Source organism: Campylobacter sp. CH246, assembly GCF_004378835.1.
GTDB classification, from domain to species: Bacteria; Campylobacterota; Campylobacteria; order Campylobacterales; family Campylobacteraceae; genus Campylobacter_D; species Campylobacter_D jejuni.
Genome location: NZ_RYYA01000007.1, coordinates 20,371 through 37,378, shown reverse-complemented (window position 1 = coordinate 37,378; position 17,008 = coordinate 20,371). Strand labels below are relative to the sequence as shown.

Sequence of the window (17,008 nt, the reverse complement as noted above, 5' to 3'; positions counted from 1 at the left end):
CAAAATGCTCATTTTGTGAAAATTTTTTCCCGATAGAATATAGCTCAAACTTAAAAACAATAGAAAAAGAATGTCCATTTTGCAATAATAAAATGGACATTAAACTAAAGACTAAGCCTTAGTTTTACTTACAATATTAATAATATTTGAAGCTACTTCATCAGCAAGTTCTAAATGAGAAGTAAAGCCTACACAAGAACAATTAATCTCGCCTAAAACATATTTATCATTGCCCTTTTCATCAATATCTAAAATAAAATCAGCCGTCCAAATCAATGGTAAGTCGTAATTGCCTAATTTTTCCCTTACCTTAGGAAGCTCGCCTAAAAACATATCCACCAAAGTTTTCCAATCTTCTGGCTTATCATAGCGATATTTTGCCCCACTAAAAAGCGTAGCAGAAAAAGCATCGGCATCTTCGGCTGGTTTTTTATGCACTACATTTACAGGGGTGTTATAAAGCATTAAAAGTCTGATTTCACCTTCTTTAATGCGCGGTAAAAAAGTCATATCCACAAGCATACCATTATCACCTATAATATATTGCTCGCAAAAATCCATAAATTCCCCAAGCTCTCTATGTTCTACATGATTATCCTTAGCTTCTGTACATTTGATTTTTGTGTTTAAAGGCAAACTATCTCCACTAACATTACCCTCTACACTCACACGCCAAATTCCCTCTCCTGTAGAGCCACGATTTTGTTTTAAAACCCTTTCACCTTTAGCCAAACTTTTTGGAAAATTTTCTTTAAAAGTCTTAATATCATAGTAAGCATAAGTATCGCTTGGAACAAGATCAGTGTCTGCTAATTTTGTAAGTGCATCTTTAGCGCCATAACCTATCATAGCATCAGGATGAGGCATACCTACAAGCTTGTCGGCACAAAGTTTTCTTAACATATCAAAATACTCATTTTCTTCTTTAAGATTACCAGGATTGATGCGAGAAACATAACCATCAAAATTTTCTTTTACATATTTGTAAATTTCATCTTTTTTACCCACTTCAAAAAAAATCACCTCAGCATTCCAACCCTTAGCTTTTAAGGCATTTACCATAGGCATGGTATCTTTTCTATAACCATCTTCACCTTTATCACTCCCACCTTTAACTTCGAAAAAAACAATATTTTTTTTCATTATTTTTACTCCTTATCTAAGATATAAATAATTATTGCGTAAACATATTGCAAAAATTAAATAAAAATATTTATATATTTTATCTAGCATTTATAAAACTGCTATTAGTCTTATAAGCGATTTCAATTAAGCTTTTACTTATCAAGCTTGATGCTTGTCCTTCTAGGCGGTTAAGAAATTTATCAATCTTATCTTCTTCTTTCCAAACAGGATTTGAAACATTAGCAAGTTTTTCAAGCTCCTTTTTAGCATTTTCATAATTACTAAGCTCATCTATAAGACCAAGCTCCTTAGCCTTGGCAGCTAAAAACACTCTTGCATTTGCCCATTGATCTTTTTTGTTAAGATCTAATGCTCTTTCCTTGGCAACAAAACCTGTAAAAAGATCATAACTTTGATCAATTAAACCCTGTAAAAAATTTCTTTCATTCTCATTCCAAGCTCTTGCAAAAGTTCCAGCACTTTTAAATTCACCCGCTTGAATAGTTTGTTCTTTAATACCAAGTTTATTAGCCAATCCACTTAAATCAGCTCCTTGCATAATCACACCGATAGAGCCTATAAAGCTTGCCGGATTGGCTAAAATTTTATTTGCTCCAACTCCTGCTAAATAACTTCCACTTGCCATAGTTCCACTTGCATAAACAAGCACAGGCTTTTCAATTTTTAAATCCTCTATAGCTAGAGCTAGTTCCATACTAGGAGCAAAAGCTCCACCAGGAGAGTCTATAACAAAAAGCACTCCTTTGATATTGCTATCATTTTTAGCATTGATAATTTTTTCCAAAACCGCAGAGCTGTCAAAAATTTCACCCTTTAAATCAATGCGTTCTAAATTTGCAAGATTAGAGCTTGAATTTGCACTAGGCATTAAAATCCATATAACAATCAACAATAAAACAAAGGTTTTAAAATAAGTATTGATAAATTTTATACCACATCCTAAAGCCTTAAAAAATGATTTTAAAATTTGCATTCTTTTCCTTTTATAAATAATTTATCTACTTCCTTGGCGTTTAAAATAAACTGCAAAGGAGCTTGCTTTTTATCACATTCTCCTAGCTCAAATACGCTAAAATCAGCAATTTTACCTTTTTTAAGCTCTCCTAAATTTAAATTTAAAGCCCTTGCAGGATAAAGCGTTGCCATTTGCAAAAGTTTAGAGGCTAACTCTAATAAATCAAAATTTTTATGTATAAGCAAATTCGCGCGCATTTCATCTAGCAAAGACAACGAAATATTTGAGCTAAGTCCATCGGTTCCTAAATGGATATTTAATCCACTTTTTAAAGCCGTTTTTAAATCTAAGCTTTTTTGACTTAAAAGGCGATTTGAAAATGCACAATGTGTAATAGAATGTAAATTTTTATCTAACCATTCATATTCTTTTAGATAAACACAATGCGTAAAAAGAGTCCTTACTCCTTTAAAAAGTTTAACAAAATCCTTTGGTGTATAAAGAGGCTTAGGATGAAGTGTGAAATTTTCAAGCCATTTTTTAAAACCCCCTTTAGACTCTCTAAGCCAGATATTTTCAGCCTTACTTTCTAAAAAATGCGTACTAGCTAGTAAATTTTGCTTTTTAGCTAAATCAAGAGCAAAATGAGCCAAACTAGGATGAGTTGAATAAGGAGAATGAATCGAAATTGCCGGAATAAAAAAATCATTTTTAAATTTCAAAGAATTTTCAAATCTTTTTAAAAATTCTTGTTTTCTATCTTCAACTTGATTTTCATTTGTACCCAAAATTTCATTAAAAAATATTACACGTATACCCTTTTGACTAGCCTTTAAGCAAGAATCTAAATCACTCCCAAAACTTGAAATTTCACCTATAGTGCCTATACCGCTTTTTTGCATTTTTTTAATGCTTTGAAGTATTAATTCTTCTTTGGCCTGTGCATTTAATATGGAACGAGAATTTATAACACTTTTAAGCCAAATTAAAAATTCTCCAAAATGTAAAGTTGTTGAATTTGCACTAAATTCTAAGTGCGTGTGAGGATTTATAAAAGCAGGTAAAATAACCGAATTTTTAGGTGTTTTGATGATTTTAGCCTTGGGATATTTTTTTCTTAAATTATCCAATTCACCCAATTCTAAAATTTTATCTTCAAAAACAAAGGCTTGATTTTCTAGTATCGTAAAATCTTCATCGCATAAAAAAAGATATCTTGCAGCAACTATAAACACGATTTTCCTTTCAAAAATTACATTGTAGCAAAAATTTATTTTTAAAATGTTATAATAAAAGGTTAAAAAATAAATTTTTAAGGTTAAATCCATGAAAATAATGATTATCCAAGGCCCAAATGTTAATATGCTTGGCGTAAGAGAAGTGGGAATTTATGGTGCTATGAAAATGGAAGAAATTCACGAGCAAATGAAACTTGCAGCATCGCAAAATAATGTAGAACTTGACTTTTTCCAAAGTAATTTTGAAGGTGAAATCGTAGATAAAATTCAAGAATGCCTTGGAACAGTTGATGGAATTATTATCAATGCAGCAGGCTATACTCATACTTCAGTAGCTATTCGCGATGCTATTGCAGCAGTAGCTTTGCCTACAATTGAAGTACATATTAGCAATGTTTATCGCAGAGAAGAATTTCGTCAAAAAAGTCTTATAGCGCCTGTATGTTCTGGAACTATTGTTGGTTTTGGTCCTTTTGGCTATCACTTGGCTTTAATGGGTATAATTCAAATTTGCGAACAAATAAAAAATTTGCGCGCGATGCAACAAGCACAACAAACGAATAAATAATAATGCTAAAAATTCAAGGAGTAAAATACTTTGAAAAAAGTCGTTTTTTTCCTTTTTTTAGTCAAAATATACGATCTTTTAAATATTTAGCTCTTATAGGCTTAGGAAGCAATATAGAGCCCGAAAAAAAAAGATTTAATATGCTTTTTCGAGTAATGATGGATGATAAAAGATTTAAAATTTTATCCACATCTCCTATGTTGATAAATGAAGCCTTTGGTTTTAAAGAGCAAAAAGATTTTACCAATGCTGTTATGTTGATACAAACTAATTTGCATGCACGAGCACTTTTGAAAGTTTTGCTTTACTATGAAGTAAAATTTAAACGCAAGAGAACTTTCAAAAACGCTCCTAGAACGCTTGATTTAGATCTTTTATACTTTTCACAAAAAGTCAAGCGTGATAAGTGGTGTGAGGTGCCTCATAAAGGGGCTAAAGAAAGAGTGAGTGTAATTTTGCCTTTAGGCATGATATAAGGAATATAAATGGGACAACTTATACATACTTTTACTGTTGAAGATACAGAACAAATTATACCCAAAGTAAAAGAAGATTACGGAGATAAAGCTTTAATTATAACAAATAAACAAATTCGTCCTAAAACCTTAAATCGCAGTGCGCTTTATGAGGTTATGGTAGCCATAGAAGAAAGCGACTATGAAGAACACTTAAAAAAACAAGGAAAATCTTTACCTGCAAAAAAAAGCTCGCCAAAACCATCTTCTACCTCTCTTGCAGAAGAAAAAATTAGATCTCAAATCCCTCAAGAAGATGAAGATGTAGTCTTGGATTTCTCAAACACTCGCTTAAATACAAATTTAAACACTGTAAAAAACAATGACTTAACTAAAAAAACCTATCAAGATTTTCCACAAAACAAAATCAACCCTCATCAAAATAAGACTCTAGGCTTTGATGATTTCAAAGAAAAACTAAGTGAAGTTAGCAATGAAATTTCTAAAGTCACAAACACACCTTTAGAAAATTACACCCCTAATCCAAATTATAATAAAAAAATAGAAAATTTTGAAAAGCAATTTGAAAAACAAATCAACAAGCTTAATGATAAAATAGATCTTCTTGCAGATATGATGTGGGACGATAAAGCTGAAGCTAGAAAAAATCTTATGATACCTCCTGAATTTGCAAGTATTTATAAACAAGCCAAAGAAAGTGGAATGCTTGAAAATCATCTAGAAGCGATTATGAAAGCAACTATAGAAAATATGCCAGCTGCTATGAAAACCAACAAAGATGCGGTTCAAAGATATTTTCACTCACTTTTAAGAAATATCTTGCCTTGTCGTGTTGAAAGCGATATAAAAAAACAAAAAATCATGATGCTAGTAGGCCCAACAGGAGTCGGAAAAACAACAACCTTAGCTAAGTTAGCTTTTCGCTATGCTTATGGAGATAAGCGTTATAAAACAGGTATTATTACGCTTGATACTTATAGAATCGGTGCGGTTGAGCAACTTTTTCAGTATGCAAAAATGATGAAACTTCCTATTATTGATAGCATAGAACCAAAGGATTTAGATGAAGCGATAAAAAGCTTAAATAATTGCGAAGTAATTTTAGTTGATACTATAGGAAATTCACAATACGATCAAAGCAAACTTGCTAAAACTAAAGAATTTTTAATGCACTCAAATGCAGAAATTGATGTAAATTTAGTGGTTTCTGCAAACACCAAACATGAAGATTTAATGGAAATTTATAAAAATTTTTCATTCTTAAATATTGATACTTTGATTATTACTAAATTTGATGAAACAAAGGTTTTTGGAAATATCTTCTCTCTTGTTTATGAAACAAATATTCCTCTAAGCTTTTTCTCTATAGGACAAGAAGTGCCAGATGATTTAGAAGTAGCCAATAGTGATTTTCTAGTTCATTGTATTTTAGAAGGGTTTAACAAAGGAAAAAATAATGAATAACCAAGCAAATAAACTTCGCAATCTCATGAGTCAAAATGGAACCAAAAAATCCCAAAACACTCATTTTATAGCTATTACAAGTGGAAAAGGTGGCGTTGGAAAAAGTACGATTAGCGCAAATCTAGCCAATGTTTTAGCAAATAATGGCTATAAAGTTGGGCTTTTTGATGCTGATATTGGCTTGGCAAATTTGGATGTCATTTTAAATATACGCATACAAAAAAATCTCTTGCATGTTTTACGCGGAGAATGCTCCTTGGAAGATATTTTAATAGAAGTTAAGCCAAATTTATGGCTCATCCCAGGCGAAAGTGGAGATGAGATTTTAAAATATAATGATAAAAATATTTACGAGAGATTTTTAAATCAAGCAAGTATTTTAGATGAACTTGATTTTCTTATTATCGATACAGGAGCAGGCATTGGTGGAAATATTTTAAATTTTTTAGAAATGGCTGATGAAGTTATAGTAGTAACTGTTCCTGATCCTGCAGCAATTACCGATGCGTATGCAACCATAAAAACAACTTCTAAGACAAAAGAAAATTTATTAATGCTCTTTAATGTTGTAAAAAACGAAAATGAAGCTTTAAAAGTGTTTGAAAATATTAAAAAAGTTGCAGATGCAAACATTAAAAATCCTTTAAATTTAGAATTCTTAGGTCATTTAAGTGCTTCTAAAGATGTAAGTGGTAGTATTAAAAAAAGAACTTTATTTAGCGATGAAAACACAACCTCAACCGATGAGCTTAAAACCCTAGCTTCCAAGCTTTTATATAGATTGGAACAGAAAGTGCTTGATAATGTTTCAAATCGTAGCTTTTCAAGTTTTTTTAGAAAAATTATTGAAAGATTTTAGCAATAAAGAGAAGAAATTATGAGGCCAGAAAATTACGTAGCTTTTTTTACTGTTTGTGGATTTTTTATAGGGCTTGCATTTAGCGTTATTAGCATAGATGAAGCTTTTGATATAGTGATTTTTACTTGTTTTATTACTTTTATGTTTTATGTTTTTATTCATATTGCTATTATGAATTTTATAGATGTAAAGAAAATTAGTGGCAGAATCTTTAATAAACACGATTATGAAAAAACTAGTAATAATATCATTAATGATTTAGTTATTCGTGAAAAGAAAATGGATATAATTTTAGAAAAGCTCAATGAGGAAAGAGAAGAGCTAAAGAAAAATGAATCCAAAGAAAGACGAAAAAATGCTAAAAGAGCCGCCTAAAGCTTATGCACAAATGCTAAAGAAAGAACAAGATGAACTTGTACTTTCTTATATGCCAGCTCTGCGTGCTATGGCTTTTAGATTAAAAGAACGCTTGCCTTCAAGTATAGATGTTAATGATCTTATCAGCATAGGTGTTGAAGAAATGATCAAACTTTCGCGTCGTTACGATAAAGAGCAAAATGACAGTTTTTGGGGTTTTGCAAGAAAAAGAGTTAATGGTTCTATGCTTGATTATCTTAGAAGTCTTGATATAATGAGTCGAAATAATCGTAAAATTATTAAAGATATTGATGCAATCATGGATGAATATTTTTTAGAACATGAATGCGAACCCGATGATGAGTATCTAGCCAAAAAACTTGACTTGGATGTAGAAAAAATCAAAGAAGTAAGAGCGGCTCATGCTATTAGTTATACTTTGCCCATCGATGAGCAAATCGAACTTTATAACGAAGACAATACTTTAGAAAAAATTGAAAAAGAAGAACTTTTGGATAAAATTCATGAAGTATTAGACGATCTTAAAGAACGTGATCAGCTAATCATCCAGCTTTATTATTATGAAGAATTAAGCTTAAAAGAAATCAGTGAAATTTTACAAATCAGTGAAAGTAGAATTTCACAAATTCATAAAAAACTTCTTAAAAAACTTAGAGAAAGGCTAGCGTAATGGCTGAGATACTCTCCCAAGAAGAAATTGATGCTCTACTTGAAGTTGTCGATGACAATACTGATACACCCATAGCCTCAAATTCAAAAGATGAAAAAGATGAAAGAAATATCGTTGTATATGATTTTAAGCGTCCCAACAGAGTCTCAAAAGAACAACTTAGGACAATCAAAGGCATACATGATAAATTAGCAAGAAATTTAGCCTCTCAAATTTCATCGATGATGAGAAGTATTGTTGAAACTAAACTTCATTCAGTCGATCAAATGACTTATGGAGAATTTTTAATGTCTTTACCAAGTCCAACAAGCTTTAACGTTTTTTCTATCAAACCCTTAGATGGAAACTGTGTTTTAGAAATCAATCCAAGCATAGCTTTTCCTATGATAGATAGACTTTTGGGCGGACAAGGTGATAGCTATGAAGCTTCGCGTGAGCTTACGGATATTGAGCTTAATTTGCTTGATTCTATTTTGCGTATCATTATGCAAAGACTTAAAGAAAGCTGGGCTACTGTAACTGAAATTTATCCTAGTATTGAAGCTAAAGAATCAAGTCCAAATGTTGTACAAATCGTATCTCAAAATGAGATTGTTATCATGGTGGTAATGGAAATCATCATAGGAAATTCAAGCGGAATGGTAAATATCTGCTATCCTGTAGTACATTTAGAAAGTATATTAAGCCGTTTAGCAAACCGTGATATTATGATGGGTGAAACTTCGGCCAAAAAATCACGCAACAAAGAGCTTAAAACTTTAATCGGTCGTGCTGAAGTGGTATATGAGGCAATTTTAGGAAAAACCTTAATTAATGTTCATGAATTTTTAGAACTTAAACAAGGCGATATTTTAAGGCTTGATAGAGAAGCAGACGATAAAGCTATAGTAAGTATCGATAAAAAAGATGTTTTCTTAGCACAAATTGGATTGCATCGTTTTAGAAAATCTATTAAAATTTTAGAACTTATACGCACAGATAAAGATGAAATCAAAGAAATTTTGGAAAAATACGAAGAAGAGCGTAAAGCTAAAGCCAGTGTTTATGATGAGCCTGAAGAGGAGGATGAAGAAATATGATCAATGATTTTTTAAAAATGTTTACAAATGAATGCATCAGCACTATTGAAGGTTTAACAGGAAAAAGTGCTGAATTTAGCGAATATAAAGAATTTGATGTCAATACAAGCGATACTTTAAAAGCACCTTTAGTGTATGCTATATTTAATATAGCAAATGGAGGAAAAATAGGAATTTTAGCCGGTGCTGTTTTAATGAGTGCTATTGGTGAATGGATGATGGGTGAAGAAGAGATCACCAAAAACGATAAACTAGGTCCTGATGAAATGGATGCAGCTAAAGAAGCCATCCAAAATATCGTTTCAGCATTTTCTACAACCTTAGGAGCCCAAAAAGACATTCCAAAAATGGATTTTAGCATAGAATCTTGTGAATTTGTGCCTGAAAGTGTAGATTTTAAAGATTTTAAAAAATTATTTTTATATGATGTAAAAATAAATGATTTAGAAGAACAAGTTTCTTTAGCCATGGATCAAACACTCTATGACATTTTAAGTGGAAAACCAGCTGAAACAGGAAATACAAGCACTGATTCTAATCACAATACTGAAGAAAAAGCGGTAATGCTTAGCGAAGAGCTTAAAAATATCAATCTTATCATGGATGTGCGTTTGCCTGTTCGTGTGCGTATAGGCAATAAAAAAATGCTTTTAAAAGATGTTTTAACTATGGATATAGGCTCAGTTGTGGAGCTTAATCAACTTGCAAACGATCCGCTTGAAATTTTAATTGGGGATAAAAGAATTGCTTATGGCGAGGTAGTAATTGTCGATGGTAACTTCGGCGTTCAAATTACAGAAATTGGTTCTAAAAAAGAAAGATTAGAACAACTAAGATAAAAAGTTTTAGCCTACAAATTAAGAATAATAAATATAAACGAATTAAAACTAAAACAAACTAAAAGGGCTGAAATCAAAATGTAAAGATTTTGGAGTGTTTAACTTAAAAGGTTTTAGCTCTTTTTTAGGAGCGATAATTAAAGCATAACCACCTTTATTATATCTATCCCAAATGCTAAAAAATTGACTTTTAGAACTTATATATTCTCCATGGCTTGGATCAAGTATTTGTAAATAATTACCTTTATGATTGATAATTATAACAAAATGTGGAAAGCGTGGATCATCTTCAATTTTTACAAGCATTGGAATATTTACAAGTTTATCCAAGTTTTCTCTATTGATTTGATATGAATTGCTTTCATAGCCTAGTTTTTTAACTGCATCGTTTAAATCTGCAAAGCTTACCATATCCGTATAAAGTTCTTGTCCGCTCATAATCTTTAAAAGTTCAAGTTCATCAAACTTTTTTTGATCATCAAGTATATTAAGTAAAGTTGCTAAAGATGAAGCACCACAAGACTCTTCATAAGTTTGTCTTATTACTCTTTCGTTTTTAATTTCTTGATAAGACTTAACTACCCATTCGGCTTTTGTACTCAAAGCAAGAATGGGTAAAAATAATAAAATTTTTAGAATTTTTTCCATAAGCTTATCCCAAATATGCTATCAGGAGAAGCAGAGCTTCCTCCAAAACTAGCATTAACAGAAACTGCGGTATCTGAATTAATGCTATAAGTAGAACCTAAACTTAAAGTTGGAATAGAACGCACTTCAGAATTTTGATAACCATTAATTTTTTGTTTCATTTGAAATCTTTGCTCTGCTCCTAAATCTAAAGTAATTTTAGGACTTAGAATAATAGATAAATCCCCACCCACATAAATACTATTTCCATACTCTATTTTAAGGGTTTTAAATTTTCTTGATTGATTATAACCAAATCCTGTATAAATACTATAAACCACAGGATCGCTATATCCCCTTAAACTAGCTTGTAAGCTTTGTGATTTTAGATAAAAGTTTTTGGTTTGATTGATTGCTTTTTCTCTTTGAACGACTGCAGTTTGAAAGGTAATTTGTGGAATTAAATCTGCAATGCTATCGCCTGTATCAATAAAACCTAGCCATAAACTATCAAAACCTATTCTGTTTTTACTAGAATACTCATTTGTAAAAAAGTTTGTATATTCAGCTCTTGCATAACTTCCGCCCCCTGAAATAAGTATGTCAAACTTAGGTGTTAGGGTATAAATGAAAGTTTGAGTTAAAAACACTTGCTTTGTATCATTCCAAATTGTAGGATCTCCGCCTATTGTTATATTAGGATAAAGAGAATACGAGTTTGCATTTCCTGTGCTAAGCAAAGAAAAGCTTGTAATGCTTCTTAAGCCTATTTGCTTTTTAAATAAACTGTCTATATTTAGCTCATCACTAGCAAAAACACACCAGAAATACTAAATAAATCTTTTTCATTGTTGCCTTTCTAAATATTTTCAAATTTTTTTAAAAGCAATGAATGTTCCAAATAAAAAAATTTGATTTTAATATATAATTTGTGATATTATTCAAATAAAGAGTAAAAATAATTAAATAAGGAAAAATTGTATTTAAAAAATTAGCAAGTTCATTGATTTTAGGTTCTTTGTTGGCTAGTTCTGCTTTTGCTGGGGATTTTTTAGCTAAAGTTAGTAATGGTGCTTTAAGTGATAATTCTCAAGGGGTTAAAGCTCTTAATTTAGATGAGATGAAACAAGTTAAGGGTGGGTATCAAACTAGCTTTAAGCTAGTTGGGAATAATGAGCTTTTAGCTTTTGCTAAGCCTAGTTGGACTTCAGAATTAACCTTATTTCAAGATAGTAACGGAGATCAATATTATTGGAATAGAGAAGGGCTTGTCCGATTTGGTGGAATGTGCGGTATAGATACCACAAATTGCTTAGTTAATGGAAAACATACATACACAAATCAACAAAGACTTTTGGAAACTATGAGTATAGTAGGAAATGATCCTTATCACAATTTTATTGGATATACTGTAAAAAGAAATATTGGTGTTTCTAATTTAGGAAAAAGATTTGTATATTTCTCCTATGGTGTAGCTGTTATTAACGAACAATTAGGTAGTTGGTATAGAGTAAAATCGAGCACTGTTTTAAACAATTACAAAGTAATTAAAGAAATAAGTTCAAAATATAAGAATGATATGGAATTAGCTCTTGGTGGTTATTCTATAAAATAAAAAGGATAAGTTAATGATAAACGGTATAAATTTCAATTTAAATCATCATCACACTATCTTAAATTTAAATAATAAGAAAGAAGATGAAAAATTTTCAAATAATACAATGACTGAAAATTCTATTTATCGTGGGGAAAAATTTGAATTTAATTCTAAAATATTCGGACTTGATAAAAGTATTAGCAAAAAAGATATGAAAAAATTTAATAACTTTATGAAGTCAAATGCTTTAAAAGATCCAAATAAAATAGAAAAATCTTCACTTAAAAATCTTGGTAAAGATTATAATAGTTGGGATATAAAAGATGAAGATATTAAATTGATGAACTTTTCCTCTTACTCTCAAATGTTTAATCTTGGATCTGATATTACTAAAAAAGCATCTAATTTTAGAAAAGAATTTAATAATCTTATGCAAGAAGATTTAACTCTAGAGGAATTTAAAACTAAATATCTTGATTTTAAACAAAGACACGATGAGTTTGTAAAAGAATTTGAAATAGCTATGGGCGATAAAATGTTACTTAATGATAATAATGATACTAGCATACAAGAAAACAAAGAAACTTTTAAACCTATACAAGCAGAAAGTAAAAACAAAGAAACTTATAAAGATGATAATACAAGAAATGATCTTGTAAAAAAACTATTAGAAGGTAAATTTAGCACAAGTAAAGAATTAGAACTTCTTTTTGGTATGAAATTTAGCGATGATGATACAGGAGAATTTAACAAAATTATTTCTCAAAATACTGCACAAAAAAGTATAGATATTAAAGCTTAAGGATTTAAAAGTCTTTAAATTCCTAATCTTAATAAAATAAATCTATTAAAAACTTATACAATAAAGAACTTATTATAAATTTTTAGCTAGAATGGAATTTATCTTAACTAAAGGTTGCAAAATGAATGAAAAAATAAGCCAAGATTTAGAAAAATTTGCTAACATACCAAACCTAAAAAATGCCGTAACTTTTTTTGGTTCTGCAAGATTAAAAGAAGGTAATTTTTATTTTGCACAAGCCAAAAAATTAGCCAATTTATGTGTAGAAAATGGCTTTTGTGTTATTAGCGGCGGAGGTGGTGGCATTATGCGCGCAGCCAATGCAGGCGCATTTGAATGCAAAAACAATGCAAATTCTATAAAATCAGTAGGCTTTAATATACTTTTGCCTCATGAGCAAAAGCTAAATGATTTTGTGGAATACAATATAACCTTTGAGAGCTTAGCCATACGCAAAATGGCTCTTATTGAAAAGAGTCTAGCTTTTGTGATTTTCCCAGGCGGCTTTGGAACACTTGATGAATTGTGTGAAATTCTTACATTAAAACAATTAGAATTTAAAAAAGATGTTCCTATTATTTTGTTTGGGAGTGAATTTTGGCGAGGTTTTGATGAGTTCGTCAGAAATTCTTTACTCAAACTTGAAGTGATTTCTAAAGGAGATGAGTTAAAGTATAAAATCACTGACGACTTGGATTTTATAATTAATACTTTAAAGGAAATTTAATGAAAATTCTAGTCGCTATGAGCGGTGGGGTCGATAGCACAGTAACTGCTTATAAACTTAAAAATTTAGGTCATGAAGTTATAGGTTGTTATATGAAGCTTCATGGCAAACCAAATTACCATGAAGAAAATATCAAAAAAGTAGAAAAAGTTGCAAATTTTTTGCAAATTCCTTATCATATTTTAGACTTACAAGAAGATTTTAAAAACAAAGTTTACATGCCTTTTGTGGATACTTATAAAGAGGGTAAAACACCAAATCCTTGCGCTTTATGTAACCGTTTTATCAAACTTGGAAAACTTTTAGAATTTGCTAAAAGTTTAGGTTGTGAAAAACTTGCCACAGGGCATTATGCAAGACTTGAAAACAACTTAATAAAAACCGCAGTAGATGAAAGCAAGGATCAAAGCTATTTTTTGGCCAGTGCAGATAAAGAAGCTTTAAAATATCTTATTTTTCCGCTAGGCGAAATGAAAAAAGAAGATGTGAAAAAATTTGCTTCCACTATAGAGGTTTTAAAATCTTTTGCCACCCAAAAGGAAAGTTCTGAAATTTGCTTTGTTGAAGATACTTATGTGCAAGTTTTAGATCAGTTTATGGATACAAAAATTCCTGGAGAAGTATTAGATAGTAGCGGAAAAGTAGTAGGCAAACATGAGGGCTATATGCACTATACCATAGGCAAAAGAAGAGGCTTTGAGGTACGTGGGGCGCATGAGCCGCATTTTGTTTTAAAAATCAATCCTAAGCAAAACCAAATCATCGTAGGAACCAAAGAAGAACTTAAAATCAGTGAATTTAACCTAAAAAATATCAATCTTTTTATAGACGCTAAAGAGCTTGATTGCGAAGTAAAAATCCGCTATCGTTCAAAATCTACACCTTGTAAGGTAGAAATTTATGAAGATAAAAGCGCAAAAATCACTCTAAAAGATCCTGTTTATGGACTTGCTAGCGGACAAATGGCAGTCTTTTATGATCATGATAAAGTCATAGCAAGCGGTTTTATAGAATAATTTCTAGGAATTAATTCCTAGAAATTATTAATAAAATCCTAAAATTTTCCACCAAAAAAGCCCAACAGCTATCATCACCACTATATCAACTATGGAAATCACAAAACCTATACTCCACCATTTTTTAAGAGTTACATAGCCCGTTCCAAAAATAACAGGAGCTGTTCCTGTTGCATAGTGAGTTAATGCCATCATAACATTACCTGAAGCTATCATAATAAAAGCATAAAAAAGTGGTGGTGCTCCTAAGGCAAGCTGCACTATAAAAAACAAAAAACATTGCTGATATATGAGCTGTAATGGAAGCAAAGAAATAGTGTGTATATAAAAAAAGCAAGGCTTAAAAATATCATAATAGAAATTTCCCCAAGTCCCATAGTAGAAGCAAATTCACCTTAAGCTTCAGCCCATAAAAGCAAAAGCAAGACAAAAACACTGAGCATGATTTTTTCACTATTTTTCATTTTTCCAAGTTCTTTTAATTTATCTTTAGCAAAAGCGGAAGCATTAGGCGTGGATTTAATTTCTAGCGGAGAAAGAAAATAAAACACCAAAGGCATCAAAAGCATAGCAGCTATACCGGGTAAAAACATCCCTAAAGCCCATTGTCCCCAAGTTAAATGCACTTCTAAATTTGTAGCTTGTGCTATAAGATCAACCACCAAAGGATTTGGAGCTGTAGCTGTAATAAACATAGCTGATGAAATAGGATTGGCTCTTGATAATTTACCAAAGAAAGATAAGTGCCTATTTTATTTTGTGTTCCATCTTCAGGAGTAGATTTAAAACTTCTTGCAATAACTTGAACTATAGGATTTATGATAGCCCCTGCTCTTGCAGTATTTGAAGGAGTAACTGGAGCTAAAATAGCTTCACAAAAAGCTATAGAATAAGCAATACCTAAGGTTTTTTACCAAAAATACTGATAAAATGATAAGCCAAATGCTCTCCAAGTCCTGTTTTAATAACTCCACGAGCCACAATAATAGAATAACTATAAGCTAAATAAGAAAATTTGAAAAACCACTTAAAGCGTCTTTTATACCCGTTTTAGATTTTAAATTTGATATAGCAGTATTTACCTTTTCATCTTATACTCTTTTGATATAAAAAATCAAGTGCTGAAGTATTTAAAGGAAATTTTAGTCTCATCAATAAGTTGTTGCGTAGAAGTTTTTGAAGTAGCTTTGGCGTAAATTTTACTTAGATTTTCAATTGGGTAGTGGTAATACCACTAAGAGCTACTATGGCAATAGCTATAAAAGGCATTACTTGTAAAATCACTGCCATAATCACGGCAATAAAAAACTCAAGAAAATGCAAGAATTATCTTCCAAACCTACAAGGAGTAGGTACAAGCCAAAACACAGTTGCAATTAAATACACAGCACCAACAAGGGAATTTTCTTTCTATCCATTGTTTATCCTTTGATATTGGTAATGTAATTTGCAATGCTTAAATTCTAATTAACTAATATTTTAATAAATCTTAAAATGATAATTTTTAAATAAATTTTTAATTTATAAAAAAGCTAGCCTAATTGAAAAATAGGAATTTTAAAATGAATAAAACCCTTCCCCAGATAACTGCGGCACACGCTAAAATCAAGTGCTCTGCTGTGTTCCCACCCTGAAGCGGTGCTTAAAAATAGCATTGCACAGGTCTAAGAAAAGGCTTAAAAATTATATCATAATATACTTAAAAAGCCTTGAGTTGTTAAGATTCAATATATAAATTTGCAATCAATCCATTGTTTTTATAAGAATTTTAAAAATTCATTTGTAAAATTATTATTTTATTTTCAAAAAATACGATATAAAAATAATTATTACATCCAAAAAGGAAAAATATGGAAGTTAAATGGAGTAGAGATTTTAGCATTAAAAATATGCAATTAGACAAACAACACGAACTAATTTTTGAAATTACCAATCTTGCAAATGATTTAGCTCTAAACATTCAAGATAATAATACACAACACAAAAATGATTTAAAACAAATGCTTGTAAAGCTATTTCAATACATCAAAATTCACTTTAAAGATGAAGAAAAATTTATGGAAAGCATTGATTTTCCTTTGATTGAAGAACATAAAAAATCTCATCAAATATTAGTAGAAAAAACTAAAGAGCTTTTAGAGCATTCAGATAATATTGTAAAAATGTCTCAAGAACTTTCCATATTAACCAAAGATTGGATTTTAGATCATTTTGCTAATGAAGATTTATGGATAGCTAATTTTACAAAAAAAACCCTACACCTTCAAGAAATCCATTATACCTTAGAACAATACATAAAACTAAAATCAATCAAACAAGACCTAAGAGCTGAAAAAACTCATGATTATATTTGCAATTGTTATTTACGTACTCATGCAGTTCCACAAACCATACACGAAGAACTTGTTAGCAAGGAAAATACTTTAAAATGTGAAAAATGTGGACAAATTTTAGTTCATTTGGATTATTTTGATTTGAATCAAAATTTCGAAAAATTCAATGCTATTTTTGAAGATGCACTACAAAATCACCATTTCACGACTCAAAAAAATGATATGGGGGGGGGA

At 30.6% G+C, this 17,008-nt stretch carries 20 protein-coding genes, 1 other RNA gene and 2 pseudogenes; 14 read left to right on the top strand and 9 right to left on the bottom strand.

The window, feature by feature from the left end; all coding sequences use genetic code 11:
* Positions 1-111: 111 nt before the first annotated feature.
* From ELQ06_RS06330 to ELQ06_RS06320, 3 genes are all read right to left on the bottom strand, one after another.
* The gene (locus ELQ06_RS06330; protein WP_052794137.1) at positions 112-1,143 is read right to left on the bottom strand and encodes a Cj0069 family protein; all 1,032 of its coding nucleotides are present in this window, start codon (positions 1,141-1,143) and stop codon (positions 112-114) included.
* A 79-nt stretch (positions 1,144-1,222) separates the two neighbouring features.
* Positions 1,223-2,119, bottom strand: a complete 897-nt coding sequence (gene sppA / locus ELQ06_RS06325) for a signal peptide peptidase SppA (RefSeq protein ID WP_052797985.1) — start codon at positions 2,117-2,119, stop codon at positions 1,223-1,225.
* The gene (locus ELQ06_RS06320) at positions 2,107-3,336 is read right to left on the bottom strand and encodes a metal-dependent hydrolase (RefSeq protein ID WP_052794135.1); all 1,230 of its coding nucleotides are present in this window, start codon (positions 3,334-3,336) and stop codon (positions 2,107-2,109) included. Before ELQ06_RS06320 ends, sppA begins: the two co-directional genes overlap by 13 nt.
* 91 nt (positions 3,337-3,427) lie before the next feature.
* On the opposite strand from ELQ06_RS06320, the gene aroQ reads away from it, so the two are divergent.
* The 8 genes from aroQ to fliY are packed head-to-tail and all read left to right on the top strand — an operon-like array spanning position 3,428 to position 9,672.
* Positions 3,428-3,907, top strand: coding sequence for a type II 3-dehydroquinate dehydratase (gene aroQ / locus ELQ06_RS06315; RefSeq protein WP_002852001.1), 480 nt, complete (start codon positions 3,428-3,430; stop codon positions 3,905-3,907).
* 2 nt (positions 3,908-3,909) lie between these two features.
* On the top strand, positions 3,910-4,383 hold the full coding sequence (gene folK, locus ELQ06_RS06310; RefSeq protein ID WP_044260133.1) for a 2-amino-4-hydroxy-6-hydroxymethyldihydropteridine diphosphokinase: 474 nt from the start codon (positions 3,910-3,912) through the stop codon (positions 4,381-4,383).
* A gap of 9 nt (positions 4,384-4,392) precedes the next feature.
* Complete coding sequence (gene flhF / locus ELQ06_RS06305) at positions 4,393-5,847, top strand: flagellar biosynthesis protein FlhF (RefSeq protein ID WP_002868362.1); 1,455 nt, start codon at positions 4,393-4,395, stop codon at positions 5,845-5,847.
* Complete coding sequence (gene flhG / locus ELQ06_RS06300) at positions 5,840-6,706, top strand: flagella biosynthesis ATPase FlhG (protein WP_052794134.1); 867 nt, start codon at positions 5,840-5,842, stop codon at positions 6,704-6,706. Before flhF ends, flhG begins: the two co-directional genes overlap by 8 nt.
* A gap of 18 nt (positions 6,707-6,724) precedes the next feature.
* Positions 6,725-7,081, top strand: a complete 357-nt coding sequence (locus tag ELQ06_RS06295) for a hypothetical protein (RefSeq protein ID WP_044260130.1) — start codon at positions 6,725-6,727, stop codon at positions 7,079-7,081.
* Positions 7,062-7,754, top strand: coding sequence for an RNA polymerase sigma factor FliA (locus tag ELQ06_RS06290; protein ID WP_052782289.1), 693 nt, complete (start codon positions 7,062-7,064; stop codon positions 7,752-7,754). Before ELQ06_RS06295 ends, ELQ06_RS06290 begins: the two co-directional genes overlap by 20 nt.
* A complete protein-coding gene (gene fliM, locus ELQ06_RS06285) occupies positions 7,754-8,833 on the top strand; it encodes a flagellar motor switch protein FliM (protein WP_002851710.1) in 1,080 nt (359 codons plus the stop codon). The genes ELQ06_RS06290 and fliM overlap by 1 nt, the downstream gene beginning before the upstream one ends.
* Complete coding sequence (fliY, locus tag ELQ06_RS06280; RefSeq protein WP_052797986.1) at positions 8,830-9,672, top strand: flagellar motor switch protein FliY; 843 nt, start codon at positions 8,830-8,832, stop codon at positions 9,670-9,672. The genes fliM and fliY overlap by 4 nt, the downstream gene beginning before the upstream one ends.
* 48 nt (positions 9,673-9,720) lie before the next feature.
* Here the strand turns inward: fliY and ELQ06_RS06275 are convergent, their stop codons facing one another.
* Positions 9,721-10,320 (bottom strand): C39 family peptidase, encoded by a 600-nt coding sequence (locus ELQ06_RS06275; protein WP_052797987.1) that lies wholly within the window; start codon positions 10,318-10,320, stop codon positions 9,721-9,723.
* A pseudogene (locus ELQ06_RS06270) lies at positions 10,305-11,148 on the bottom strand (hypothetical protein). Before ELQ06_RS06270 ends, ELQ06_RS06275 begins: the two are co-directional and overlap by 16 nt.
* Before the next feature lie 172 nt (positions 11,149-11,320).
* On the opposite strand from ELQ06_RS06270, the gene ELQ06_RS06265 reads away from it, so the two are divergent.
* The 4 genes from ELQ06_RS06265 to mnmA all read left to right on the top strand — a co-directional run bounded on the left by ELQ06_RS06265 (position 11,321) and on the right by mnmA (position 14,441).
* A complete protein-coding gene (locus tag ELQ06_RS06265) occupies positions 11,321-11,914 on the top strand; it encodes a hypothetical protein (RefSeq protein ID WP_172669346.1) in 594 nt (197 codons plus the stop codon).
* Positions 11,915-11,927: 13 nt separating this feature from the next.
* Complete coding sequence (locus tag ELQ06_RS06260; RefSeq protein ID WP_052797988.1) at positions 11,928-12,698, top strand: hypothetical protein; 771 nt, start codon at positions 11,928-11,930, stop codon at positions 12,696-12,698.
* 121 nt (positions 12,699-12,819) lie between these two features.
* Positions 12,820-13,425 carry a TIGR00730 family Rossman fold protein gene (locus ELQ06_RS06255; protein ID WP_052782323.1) on the top strand — a complete coding sequence of 202 codons (606 nt, stop codon included), beginning with the start codon at positions 12,820-12,822 and terminating at the stop codon, positions 13,423-13,425.
* Complete coding sequence (gene mnmA, locus ELQ06_RS06250) at positions 13,425-14,441, top strand: tRNA 2-thiouridine(34) synthase MnmA (RefSeq protein ID WP_002892108.1); 1,017 nt, start codon at positions 13,425-13,427, stop codon at positions 14,439-14,441. Before ELQ06_RS06255 ends, mnmA begins: the two co-directional genes overlap by 1 nt.
* Before the next feature lie 27 nt (positions 14,442-14,468).
* Here mnmA and ELQ06_RS08750 read toward each other — a convergent pair whose 3' ends face one another.
* The 3 genes and pseudogenes from ELQ06_RS08750 to ELQ06_RS09050 all read right to left on the bottom strand — a co-directional run bounded on the left by ELQ06_RS08750 (position 14,469) and on the right by ELQ06_RS09050 (position 15,422).
* Positions 14,469-14,714, bottom strand: a complete 246-nt coding sequence (locus tag ELQ06_RS08750; protein ID WP_032604057.1) for an anion permease — start codon at positions 14,712-14,714, stop codon at positions 14,469-14,471.
* A 122-nt stretch (positions 14,715-14,836) separates the two neighbouring features.
* Complete coding sequence (locus ELQ06_RS09055) at positions 14,837-15,136, bottom strand: anion permease (protein WP_052797989.1); 300 nt, start codon at positions 15,134-15,136, stop codon at positions 14,837-14,839.
* Positions 15,088-15,422, bottom strand: a pseudogene (locus tag ELQ06_RS09050) (anion permease). The gene ELQ06_RS09055 and the pseudogene ELQ06_RS09050 overlap by 49 nt, the downstream one beginning before the upstream one ends.
* A gap of 265 nt (positions 15,423-15,687) precedes the next feature.
* Here ELQ06_RS09050 and ELQ06_RS08735 point away from each other — a divergent pair.
* Positions 15,688-15,873 (top strand): hypothetical protein, encoded by a 186-nt coding sequence (locus ELQ06_RS08735; protein ID WP_009881598.1) that lies wholly within the window; start codon positions 15,688-15,690, stop codon positions 15,871-15,873.
* Positions 15,874-16,014: 141 nt separating this feature from the next.
* Here ELQ06_RS08735 and ffs read toward each other — a convergent pair.
* An RNA gene (gene ffs / locus ELQ06_RS06225) (signal recognition particle sRNA small type) lies at positions 16,015-16,112 on the bottom strand.
* A 179-nt stretch (positions 16,113-16,291) separates the two neighbouring features.
* Between ffs and ELQ06_RS06220 the strand changes: the two genes are divergently transcribed.
* The coding region (locus tag ELQ06_RS06220) for a bacteriohemerythrin (protein ID WP_052782326.1) at positions 16,292-17,008 on the top strand (717 nt) is incomplete at its 3' end.